Annotated in this window: 12 protein-coding genes; 11 read left to right on the forward strand and 1 reads right to left on the reverse strand. The window is 62.8% G+C overall.

Translation table 11 applies throughout. The features are described 5' to 3' along the window. The first annotated feature begins 472 nt into the window (after positions 1-472). Complete coding sequence (locus tag ACTHL0_RS06225) at positions 473-973, forward strand: tetratricopeptide repeat protein (protein WP_440565774.1); 501 nt, start codon at positions 473-475, stop codon at positions 971-973. Positions 974-1239: 266 nt separating this feature from the next. On the opposite strand, the gene ACTHL0_RS06230 is transcribed toward ACTHL0_RS06225, so the two are convergent. Beyond that, a complete protein-coding gene (locus ACTHL0_RS06230; protein WP_440565775.1) occupies positions 1240-2055 on the reverse strand; it encodes an IclR family transcriptional regulator in 816 nt (271 codons plus the stop codon). A gap of 177 nt (positions 2056-2232) precedes the next feature. Here ACTHL0_RS06230 and ACTHL0_RS06235 point away from each other — a divergent pair, with 177 nt between their 5' ends. The 10 genes from ACTHL0_RS06235 to hscA form a co-directional block, all read left to right on the forward strand. Further along, positions 2233-2961 carry a (Fe-S)-binding protein gene (locus tag ACTHL0_RS06235; protein WP_440565776.1) on the forward strand — a complete coding sequence of 243 codons (729 nt, stop codon included), beginning with the start codon at positions 2233-2235 and terminating at the stop codon, positions 2959-2961. Positions 2962-3001: 40 nt separating this feature from the next. Next, complete coding sequence (locus ACTHL0_RS06240; RefSeq protein ID WP_440565777.1) at positions 3002-4414, forward strand: lactate utilization protein B; 1413 nt, start codon at positions 3002-3004, stop codon at positions 4412-4414. 161 nt (positions 4415-4575) lie between these two features. After that, positions 4576-4833, forward strand: a complete 258-nt coding sequence (locus ACTHL0_RS06245; RefSeq protein ID WP_440565778.1) for a hypothetical protein — start codon at positions 4576-4578, stop codon at positions 4831-4833. 98 nt (positions 4834-4931) lie between these two features. Next, on the forward strand, positions 4932-5417 hold the full coding sequence (locus ACTHL0_RS06250) for a low molecular weight protein-tyrosine-phosphatase (RefSeq protein WP_440565779.1): 486 nt from the start codon (positions 4932-4934) through the stop codon (positions 5415-5417). Between the two features lie 158 nt (positions 5418-5575). Beyond that, complete coding sequence (gene iscR / locus ACTHL0_RS06255; protein WP_440536663.1) at positions 5576-6106, forward strand: Fe-S cluster assembly transcriptional regulator IscR; 531 nt, start codon at positions 5576-5578, stop codon at positions 6104-6106. 82 nt (positions 6107-6188) lie between these two features. After that, positions 6189-7412, forward strand: a complete 1224-nt coding sequence (locus tag ACTHL0_RS06260) for an IscS subfamily cysteine desulfurase (protein ID WP_440565781.1) — start codon at positions 6189-6191, stop codon at positions 7410-7412. Positions 7413-7455: 43 nt separating this feature from the next. Further along, positions 7456-7875, forward strand: a complete 420-nt coding sequence (gene iscU, locus ACTHL0_RS06265; RefSeq protein ID WP_440565782.1) for a Fe-S cluster assembly scaffold IscU — start codon at positions 7456-7458, stop codon at positions 7873-7875. Between the two features lie 14 nt (positions 7876-7889). Beyond that, positions 7890-8213 carry an iron-sulfur cluster assembly protein IscA gene (gene iscA / locus ACTHL0_RS06270; RefSeq protein ID WP_115534432.1) on the forward strand — a complete coding sequence of 108 codons (324 nt, stop codon included), beginning with the start codon at positions 7890-7892 and terminating at the stop codon, positions 8211-8213. Between the two features lie 196 nt (positions 8214-8409). Then, a complete protein-coding gene (hscB, locus tag ACTHL0_RS06275) occupies positions 8410-8937 on the forward strand; it encodes a Fe-S protein assembly co-chaperone HscB (RefSeq protein WP_440565783.1) in 528 nt (175 codons plus the stop codon). A gap of 144 nt (positions 8938-9081) precedes the next feature. Next, positions 9082-10400 (forward strand): Fe-S protein assembly chaperone HscA (gene hscA, locus ACTHL0_RS06280; protein WP_440565784.1); only part of this gene is annotated, 1319 nt, incomplete at its 3' end.

Here is a 10400-nt window from a genome sequence, read left to right on the forward strand (position 1 = left end):
CCCTCGCCTGAACCAGGCACTCGCTAGCGCCGACCTGTCAGGCAGCGACCCTGGCCTCGAACCCCTGCCGCGCTCATCACTTTGAGCGCGGCAGGGGTTTTGTCGTTGGGAGGCGCCGGCGTTACGCTGGCGAAGCGGGAGAACACGCATAGATCAGACGTTTCACTTCAACACGCTCTGGCCAACGCCTGCCGATGCGGGATTGGCTGTTCGGCCAATCCATGCCGCCCTTTTGAGGCGCATACACTCCGGGTGCTAGAAGTCGGGTGACCAAAAGGACCGGCTGAATGAGAGAAGATTGTGAAGCCCAATGGGCCCACGCTTGCGAAGTATGCGAAGCGTGGTTCGAATCCCCGGAGCGACGTCGAGGACTGGCCGGCTCGAACATGGACCAAGGTATGCGCGGCCAAGTGAGTGCGCTGTGTGGCCGAAACAGGGCTCTGTAATGGCCAGCATCGGGATAGAGGTCGATATGGCAACGGACTACGCAACGCAGATCGATAAGGCCGGCAGGGTCCATGACCTGGAGCGGGCACTCGCGCTCGCTCTGCAGTGGACGCGCGAGGACAAGCGGTCGTCCAAAGCGTGGAGCAAATTGGCCTATGTCCATGAACTGGGGCGTGATTTCGATTCGGCAGCTGACTCCATTGGCAGGGCTTTGGACTTGGCTCCGGATAATCCGGCCTACTTGTTCAAAGCTGGAGTGATCGCATACCGTAGCGCCAGCTACGGCGCAGCAGCCGATCACTTTCGCCAATGCGTAAGATTGTCCCTCGAACTGGCGGATGGCTACTACCTCGATGCGGCCAGAATCGCGCAGGCACGCTGTTTGGTTGCGCTCGGTCGGGCAGACAAGGTCGCAGAGCTGATTGACGCCCTGCCGGACGAAGCCGCCACTTGGCTGGACGGCCGAATCACCGCGCAGGCTGTACGGCGAATGGCGACTCGTGCACCGAGGGTGCCCTTCGGATAAAGCCCGTATCGAATGCGGCCTGAAGGAAAACGCCGATCAGGTCGGCGCGATCAACATTCGCAGGGCGGGACATACCCGCAGCGCCTGTGTGCCTTCAGGGGATTCCTTCGGGGTAAAGTGAGCGGCGCGGTCATGCCGCCAGCAGCAGGAACGCACCGAAGCGGCTCCCGGGCGGCTCAATGCCGCGCGTGAGCGCCGTAGGAATCCTCCTCTTTCCCGGTCTCATGACCGTCGAGTGTTAGCAAGAGGGAGGATGTCAAAAAAGCTCAGTGCGCGCCCGACTTACGGTGTGCGTCCGCGCCAGCCGCCGCTTCCGGGTGGTAGCCGAGCGATTCGGAGATGACGAGCGCCGTTTGGTTCAACTGGCCGATCCAGGCATCCTGTAGCCGATCGGCCGGTGCCGACAGCGACAAGCCGGCGACAAGCTTGCCCGTGTCGTCATAGATACCCGCGGCGATGCAGCGCACGCCCAGTTCCAGTTCTTCGTTGTCGCGTGCGCAGGCTTGCTGACGCACCTGCGTCAGTTCCCGTTCGAGCCGCGAGATATCGGTGATGCTGTTTTGCGTGTGACCCGACAGCCCCGTGCGCATCGCATAAGCGCGCACGCGCGACGATTCGTCGGCGGCGAGGAACAGCTTGCCGACCGAGGTCAAATGCAACGGAGCCCGCCCGCCGATCGCTCGCACCACTTGCATGCCCGAGCGCTCCGAATAAGCCCGCTCGATATAGACGATCTCATCGCCTTGCCGCACCGAAAGATTGACCGTCTGCCCCGTCATCCGGTGCAATTCGCGCATCGGCGCAAGCGCCGCATCACGCACGGACAGCCGCGCCTTGACGAGGTTGCCCAACTCCAGCAGCCGCATGCCGAGCCGGTACGTACCCGGATCGGATCGATCGACGAGACGGCACGTCACCATGTCGTTAAGAATGCGGTGGGCCGTCGACGGATGGAGTTCGGTACGCAGCGCGAGCTCTTTAAGGCTGACCGGATCGGTATGGGCAGCCAGGGCGTCGAGCAGGCGCATCATACGTTCGATCACCTGGATCGACGTTTTGGAGTCCTGGTTCGTCTCGCTCATTGGAAATCAATTGACGCGGCAATTAATAGGTGGACCCATTGTATCTCGTATTGTGAAAAAAGCGAACGCTGTTCGAATGCCGCCCCGGATTCCACGCGTGCACTTTTTTCGACTTTTCCGTCGCCGGGCGGCGCAAACGAACGGATAATCGACCCGTTTCGTTCACTTGTGATCACCATGCGAGTCGGACTGTTCGTTACCTGTCTTATCGATCTGATGCGCCCGGAGATCGGTTTCTCCGTCGTCAAGCTGGTCCAGCAGGCCGGCTTCGAGGTGATCGTGCCACCTGCGCAGACGTGCTGCGGTCAACCCGCCTACAATTCGGGCGAGCGGCGCATCGCGCGCGACCTCGCCGAAAAGATGCTGCGCGAGTTCGAGCAGTTCGACTACGTGGTGGTTCCCTCGGGCTCGTGCGGCGGGATGATCGCCGCGCACTATGGCGATCTGCTGCGAGACGACCCGGAACTCATGGGCCGCTATGAACGGCTCCGCCCGAACGTCTACGAAGTGACCGATTTGCGCGGCAATGTCGCGAAGGTGCAGCTCGCGCCCGGATCGTTCGAAGGGCCCGTTACGTATCACGATTCGTGCTCGGGACTGCGCGAGCTGGGCGTGAAAGCGCAGCCGCGCGCGTTGCTCGCGCAATGCGGCGTGGCCGTGACCGAAATGAAGGATTGCGAACACTGCTGCGGCTTTGGCGGCACGTTCGCCGTGAAATACGGCAATATTTCGACAGCCATCGTCGATGAAAAATGCGCCAATGTCCAAGCGAGCGGCACCGGCTGCGTCGTGCTGGGCGATCTCGGCTGCATGCTGAACATCGAAGGACGATTGCGCCGCAGCGGCGATACCGCCACGCGTGTGTTACACATCGCGCAAGTGCTGGCTGGCGACGCCGATCGTTAAGCCCAGGTTTTTGTTTAGTTTCCGAACCGATCGAGCCCCCATGCAAGTTCAATCGATGCACTTCAAGGCACGTGCGAAAGACGCGTTGGCCAATCCCCGCCTGCAGCAGAACTTGAAGAAGCTCTCGACCAAGTTCGTTTCGGCGCGGGCCGTGGCGATGCAGGCGATCGATTTCCCGGCGACGCGGGCCGAGTTGAAGGCGCGCCGGAATCGGGCGCTCGATCATCTCGACGTCTGGCTCGAAACGTTCGAGCGCGAGGCGGCGCGGCGCGGAACGACGGTGTTGTATGCGGAAACGACGCGCGATGCGGCACGGCTCGTCGCGGACATCGCACGCAAACACGAGGTCAAGAAGGTCATCAAGACCAAGTCGATGGTGTCGGAGGAAATGCGGCTCAACGCGGTGCTCGGCGAGATGGGCGTGCAGTCGATCGAAACCGACCTCGGCGAATACATTCTTCAGATCAACAACAACGAACCGCCGAGTCACATCATCGCGCCGGTCGTCCACAAGGACAAAGAGGAAATAGCCGATCTGTTCGCCGCCACGCACGGTCGTGCCCGGCTCAACGAGATACCCGACATGACGCGCGAAGCCCGCGAGGTGCTGCGCCCGCACTTCTTGTCGGCCGACATGGGCGTGACAGGCGGCAATTTCGTGATCGCCGAGACGGGCTCGGTGGCGCTCGTCACGAATGAAGGTAACGAAGGCATGTGCACCGTCATGCCGCGCGTGCACGTGGCCGTGACCGGCATCGAAAAAGTGTTGCCGACGCTCGAGGATCTCGCGTTGGCCATGCGGCTCTTGCCCCGCAGCGCGACGGGGCAAACCACGGCCAACTACTTTTCGTTGCTGACGGGGCCGCGCGGGCAGGGGGATCTCGATGGGCCCGAGCATATGTACGTCGTGCTCGTCGATGGCGGCCGCACGGGGCTCATCGGCGGCGCGTTTCAAGAGATGCTGCGCTGTATCCGCTGCGGAGCCTGCATGAATCACTGCCCGGTCTATCAGAAGGTGGGCGGGCATGCCTACGGCTGGGTCTATCCGGGGCCGATGGGCTCGGTGCTTACTCCGAGCTATACCGGCGTCGATAAAGCGCTCGACCTGCCACAGGCGGCGACGATGTGCGGCGAATGCAACGCCGTGTGCCCCGTCGGTATCCCCATCTCCGATCTCCTGCGCAAGTTGCGCGAGAAACAAGTCGAGCGGCGTTTGCGGCCACGCTCGGAGCGAGCGGCGCTCGCCATCTGGGGCTACGTCGCGATGCGGCCGGCGCTTTATGCGCTCGTCACCAAACTGGCGGTGCGCGTGCTCGAGCGTGCGGGCGGGAGCCGCCGTTCGATCGCCTATCTGCCGTTCGGTCAAGGCTGGACGGCGACACGCGAAATGCCGGCGCCCGTTGGGCGCACTTTCCGCGAGCTTTACGCGGCGCAGCGCAGTCATGTCGGTTGAGCGGCGGCGGGGCGCCCTGCGAGGGATCATTGTTTATTCCGGCGCAACGCTGAATTCGCTATTCGCGTCTTTGTCCCGATAGGGATCGTTTATAGAATACGTCTCATAGTTGGAATGCGGGCGCGCGATCGGCGCGTGCCCGCGGCGATTGGGGCACGACTATGAGAACGACAAAATCGGGCTATCTCTCCGGCTTTTGGCCAGTGGTGTTGGCGTTGGCGCTGATCGTATTGGCGGCACTGCGTGCTTATGGCGGCGGCGGGGCCCCGCGCGAACCGTTGGCGGCGAATCAAGTGACGGCGGAGCTCGCGCGTACGGTATCGTACGGGCTCATCGATAGCGGCGCCGCCGCTGCACGATCGGCCGCGCGTCATGCCGTCGCACCTAACGCGCCTGCGGCTACGTCCGAGGCGTCGTGAAGCATCTCGTGAAGCGTCAAGGGCCGATATAATGTCGGATTCGTCCGTCGGACGGCCCCGTCGGCCTTCCGGCTGCATCGGTCTCCGCCGCTTTCTCGATGAAAACCGTTTCTATTTGCTTCGTCTGTCTCGGAAATATTTGTCGCTCGCCCACCGCCGAGGCGGTCATGCGTGCGCAGGTCGAAGCCGCCGGGCTGACTGATCGTATCCTGATCGATTCGGCGGGTACCGGCGATTGGCATGTCGGCAAGGCGCCCGACGAGCGTGCGCAGCGCGCAGGGCGCACGCGCGGTTACGATTTGTCGCCGCTACGTGCGCGGCAGGTTGCCGAGGCCGATTTCCATCGCTTCGACTTGCTGTTGGCGATGGACGAGGCGAACGTGCGCAATTTGCAGCGGCTGTGTCCCCCGGAACGCCGGGAACGTGTTCGGCTGTTGATGGAGTTCGCCCCGCACGCGCAGGGGCGGGAAGTGGTCGATCCGTATTTCGGCGGTAACGAAGGTTTCGAAGCCGTGCTCGACCAGGTGGAAGCGGCTTGCCGAGGTTTGCTCGCCCATCTGCAGGCCCGGCTGGCTCAAGGTTGAGCGCCGGTTGCCTGGACCGAGTCTGGATTGAGCCGGGCCGCAGGGTCTATCCGGCCGCTCCGGCACCATTACCCTGCCCGCCGAAGGGGATACTTGACTAAAATCCTCATGTATTTATACTTGACCAAAATCGTCGAGAATTCTGGTTCCCCGTCCCTATGAGACTCACCACGAAAGGCCGTTTCGCCGTCACGGCGATGATCGATCTGGCGCTGCGCCAAGAGCAAGGTCCGGTGACGCTCGCTGGTATCAGCCAGCGCCAGCGGATCTCGTTGTCCTATCTCGAACAGCTGTTCGGGAAGCTGCGCCGGCACGAGATCGTCGAATCCGTCCGCGGGCCGGGCGGAGGCTACAACCTCGCCCGCCGGGCGCAAGAGGTGACGGTGGCCGACATCATCATCGCCGTTGACGAACCGCTCGATGCCACGCAATGCGGCGGCAAGGGTTCGTGCGAAGGCACGAAGCAGCACGACGGGCACTGCATGACGCACGAGCTGTGGTCGACGCTGAACCAGAAGATGGTCGAGTACCTCGATTCCGTTTCACTCCAAGATTTGGTCGATCAGCAACGCGCGCGGGAAGGGTCTCCCGCCGTGCTGCGCGACAGGCGCCCCGAGAGCGCAGCCGTCGAGGCGGCGCGCGTGGTGCCGAAAGGGCCGAATTCCGTGTTCAACATTGCGAGTTCGTGAAGCCGGCGAAAGACGGAACGAGTCAGGCCAGAGAGCCGAACGCACGAACGACGAGCTACAACGATTTCCCCCGGAGCCATTGATGAGTAACGAGATGCCCCACCTGCCCATTTATATGGACTACAGCGCGACGACACCTGTCGATCCGCGCGTGGTGGACAAAATGATCCCGTATCTGCGCGAGCAGTTCGGCAATCCCGCGTCGCGCAGCCACTCGTACGGTTGGGACGCGGAGCGGGCGGTCGAGCAGGCGCGCGAGGACGTTGCCGCGCTCGTGAACGCCGATCCGCGCGAAATCATCTGGACTTCCGGCGCTACGGAATCGGACAACCTCGCGATCAAGGGTGCCGCGCACTTCTATAAGAGCAAGGGCAAGCACGTTATCACGGTGAAGACCGAGCACAAGGCCGTGCTCGATACGTGCCGGGAGCTTGAGCGTGAAGGCTTCGACGTCACCTATCTCGACGTCAAGCCCGATGGCCTCGTCGATCTGGACGTCTTCAAGGCGGCACTGCGGCCCGATACGATTCTCGTCTCGATCATGTCCGTGAATAACGAGATCGGCGTCATTCAGGACATCGAGGCGATCGGCGAAATGTGTCGCGAGAAGGGCATCGTGTTTCACGTCGATGCCGCGCAAGCGACGGGCAAGATCGAAATCGATCTGAGCCGTCTGAAGGTGGATCTGATGTCGTTCTCGGCGCATAAAACGTACGGTCCGAAGGGGATCGGCGCACTGTACGTGCGCCGCAAGCCGCGCGTGCGCATCGAAGCGCAAATGCACGGCGGCGGCCACGAGCGCGGCATGCGTTCCGGTACGCTGGCGACGCACCAGATCGTCGGCATGGGCGAAGCGTTCCGTATCGCCCGCGAAGAAATGGCGACGGAAAACGAGCGCATTCGTATGCTGCGCGATCGTCTGCTGCGCGGCCTGACGCAGATCGACGAGGTCTACGTCAACGGCGACATGGAACGCCGGGTGCCGCACAACCTGAACATCAGTTTCAACTTCGTCGAAGGCGAATCGCTGATCATGGCGATCAAGGATGTGGCCGTGTCGTCGGGCTCCGCCTGCACGTCGGCTTCGCTCGAGCCGTCGTACGTGCTGCGCGCCCTGGGGCGCAACGATGAACTCGCGCACAGCTCGATCCGCTTCACGGTCGGCCGGTTTACGACGGAGCAGGATGTCGATTACGTCATCAACCTGCTCGAGAGCAAGATCGCGAAGCTGCGCGATCTGTCGCCCCTGTGGGAAATGCACCAGGACGGCATCGACTTGTCGACGATCAAGTGGGCCGCGCACTAAGCGACGGCGAACGCACACGCCTAACGAATTCAGGAGTTAGATCATGTCTTACAGCAACAAAGTGCTCGATCATTACGAAAACCCGCGCAACGTCGGCTCCTTCTCGAAGGACGACGAAGCGGTCGGTACCGGCATGGTTGGCGCGCCGGCCTGCGGCGACGTCATGAAGCTGCAGATCCGCGTGGGTGCCGACGGCGTGATCGAAGATGCGAAGTTCAAGACGTACGGCTGCGGCTCGGCCATTGCATCGAGCTCGCTCGTCACCGAATGGGTGAAAGGCAAGACGCTCGACGAAGCGCTCTCGATCAAGAACACGCAGATCGCCGAAGAGCTGGCGCTGCCGCCGGTCAAGATCCACTGCTCGATCCTCGCGGAAGACGCGATCAAGGCGGCGGTGGCCGATTACAAGCAGCGTCACGGTACCGCGGAAGCGGCGGACGAGGCCAAGCAGCAAGCCGCGTAAGCGCACGAAGCATCATGGCGATCACATTGACCGAAAAGGCCGCGCAGCACGTGCAGAAGTACCTTGTCCGCCGCGGCAAGGGGCTCGGGCTGCGGCTTGGCGTGCGCACGACGGGGTGCTCCGGCCTCGCTTACAAGCTCGAGTACGTGGACGATCTGGAGCCCGAGGATCAAGTTTTCGAGTGCAACGGCGTGAAGGTCGTCGTCGATCCGAAGAGCTTGGCCTATATCGACGGCACCGAACTCGATTTCGCGCGTGAAGGGTTGAACGAAGGGTTCAAGTTCAACAATCCGAACGTGAAGGACGAGTGCGGTTGCGGCGAGTCGTTCCGCGTGTGACACTCCTGTGCCGCCTCGCGCGGACGAGAAGGCGGCGCGGGCCGCCTTTTTGTTTCCAGGCGCCGGGCGGCGTCGTTGCCGGCCGGTCGCGTTATCGTTGCGTTACGTTGCCTTAACGTCGCACTAGCGTCGCATTAGCGTCGCACTAACAAGCCGTAGCGGCGTCGCGCCACACGTTCCACCGACGATTGACTCCATGTCCTCGATTCAAGACAGCCATTTCGATCTGTTTCATCTGCCGGCCCGTTTCGCGCTCGATCTTGCCGCGCTCGAGCACGCCTACCGGACGGTACAGGCGCAAGTTCATCCCGACCGATTCGCGGCGGCCGGCGAAGCGCAAAAGCGCATCGCCATGCAATGGGCCACGCGCGCGAACGAGGCGTACCAGACGCTGCGCGATCCGCTCAAGCGCGCGACCTATTTGCTGTCGCTGCGCGGTGTCGATGTCGGCGCATCGGAAAACACGGCGATGGAGCCGGCATTCCTGATGCAACAGATGGAGTGGCGCGAGCGGGTGGAGGATGCGGCCGATGCGAAAAACGTCAGCGAGCTGATGGCCCTGCTGGCCGAATTGCGCGAGGACGAGCGCGTGCGTTTCGAGCGGCTGTCGGTGCTGCTCGATAGCGGCGCAGATCAGCCGGCGGCCGAGGCGGTGCGGCAGCTGATGTTCCTCGAGCGCGTCGCCGGTGAAATCGGTCATCAAATCGAGCGCCTCGAACACTGAAGCGGGCTCAGGTAGCACGAAGGGCGATTCGACGTCGCCGTCGTTGCAGCCGGAGTCGCCTGCTCGCTGCTCGAAAACGGCGCCCGCGAGATAATCGACGTTGTCGCCGCAGCCGCGGCGATGCACGAACCCATATAGATCAGAATGGCCCTACTGCAAATCTCCGAACCCGGCATGGCGCCCGCGCCGCATCAGCGGCGGCTGGCCGTCGGTATTGATCTCGGCACGACGAATTCGCTCGTCGCCGCCGTCCGCAACAGCGTTGCCGAAGCCTTGCCCGACGAAGAGGGCCGCGTGCTGCTGCCCTCGGTGGTGCGCTACCTCGAACGCGGCGGCCGCCGCATCGGCCATGTGGCGAAAGCGGAAGCGGTGCTCGATCCGCGCAATACGATCGTCTCGGTGAAGCGGTTCATGGGCCGGGGCAAGCATGAAGTGGAAGGCGCCGCAAATGCGCCGTACGAATTTATCGACGCGCCGGGCATGGTGCAGATTCGTACGATCGATGGCGTGAAGAGCCCGGTCGAAGTGTCGGCGGAGATTCTGGCGACGCTGCGTTACCGTGCCGAAGATTCGCTCGGCGACGAACTTGTGGGCGCTGTTATCACGGTGCCGGCCTACTTCGACGAAGCGCAGCGCCAAGCCACGAAGGATGCGGCGCGCCTCGCGGGCCTGAACGTACTGCGCTTGCTCAACGAGCCGACAGCCGCGGCGATTGCTTACGGGCTCGATCATGGTGCCGAAGGGCTGTACGCGGTCTACGATCTCGGCGGCGGCACGTTCGATCTATCGATTCTCAAGCTCACCAAGGGTGTGTTCGAAGTGCTGGCGGCGGGCGGAGATTCGGCGCTGGGCGGCGACGATTTCGACCACGTCCTGTTCCGTCATGTGCTGACGCAAGCCGGCCTGGCGCCGCAAGGGCTGGCGCCGGAGGATGTCCGGCTGCTGCTCGATCGCGTGCGTAACACGAAAGAAGCGCTGTCCAGCGCGTCGGAAGCGACGCTCGAGGCCACGCTCTCTGATGGGACGCCGGTCTCAGTCTCCATTACCGAAGCGCAATTGGCCGATCTCGTTCGTTCGCTCGTCGAGCGCACGCTCGTGCCGACGAAAAAGGCACTGCGCGATGCGAAGATTGGGCCGCAGGATGTGAAGGGTGTCGTCCTCGTGGGCGGCGCTACGCGCATGCCCGTCATCCGCCGAGCCGTCGAAGCGTTTTTCGGGCAACCGCCGCTGACCAATCTCGATCCCGATCAGGTGGTGGCGCTCGGTGCGGCCATTCAGGCCGACTTGCTCGCAGGCAATCGTCCGGGCGATGACTGGCTGTTGCTCGATGTGATTCCGCTGTCGCTCGGTGTCGAGACGATGGGGGGGTTTGTCGAAAAAATAATTCCGCGCATTTCCACGATTCCCGTTGCGCGCGCGCAAGTGTTCACGACGTTCAAGGTTGGCCAAACGGCCATGGCGAT

Source organism: Trinickia sp., from assembly GCF_051961175.1.
Lineage (GTDB): Bacteria > Pseudomonadota > Gammaproteobacteria > Burkholderiales > Burkholderiaceae > Trinickia.

Excerpts from the sequence above, each read along its gene's own strand:
- hscB (WP_440565783.1), top strand. The coding sequence starts at position 8,410 with ATGTCCTCGATTCAAGACAGCCATTTCGATCTGTTTCATCTGCCGGCC.
- ACTHL0_RS06260 (WP_440565781.1), top strand. The coding sequence starts at position 6,189 with ATGAGTAACGAGATGCCCCACCTGCCCATTTATATGGACTACAGCGCG.
- ACTHL0_RS06245 (WP_440565778.1), top strand. The coding sequence starts at position 4,576 with ATGAGAACGACAAAATCGGGCTATCTCTCCGGCTTTTGGCCAGTGGTG.
- iscU (WP_440565782.1), top strand. The coding sequence starts at position 7,456 with ATGTCTTACAGCAACAAAGTGCTCGATCATTACGAAAACCCGCGCAAC.
- ACTHL0_RS06250 (WP_440565779.1), top strand. The coding sequence starts at position 4,932 with ATGAAAACCGTTTCTATTTGCTTCGTCTGTCTCGGAAATATTTGTCGC.
- ACTHL0_RS06230 (WP_440565775.1), bottom strand. The coding sequence starts at position 2,055 with ATGAGCGAGACGAACCAGGACTCCAAAACGTCGATCCAGGTGATCGAA.
- ACTHL0_RS06225 (WP_440565774.1), top strand. The coding sequence starts at position 473 with ATGGCAACGGACTACGCAACGCAGATCGATAAGGCCGGCAGGGTCCAT.
- iscA (WP_115534432.1), top strand. The coding sequence starts at position 7,890 with ATGGCGATCACATTGACCGAAAAGGCCGCGCAGCACGTGCAGAAGTAC.
- ACTHL0_RS06240 (WP_440565777.1), top strand. The coding sequence starts at position 3,002 with ATGCAAGTTCAATCGATGCACTTCAAGGCACGTGCGAAAGACGCGTTG.
- ACTHL0_RS06235 (WP_440565776.1), top strand. The coding sequence starts at position 2,233 with ATGCGAGTCGGACTGTTCGTTACCTGTCTTATCGATCTGATGCGCCCG.
- iscR (WP_440536663.1), top strand. The coding sequence starts at position 5,576 with ATGAGACTCACCACGAAAGGCCGTTTCGCCGTCACGGCGATGATCGAT.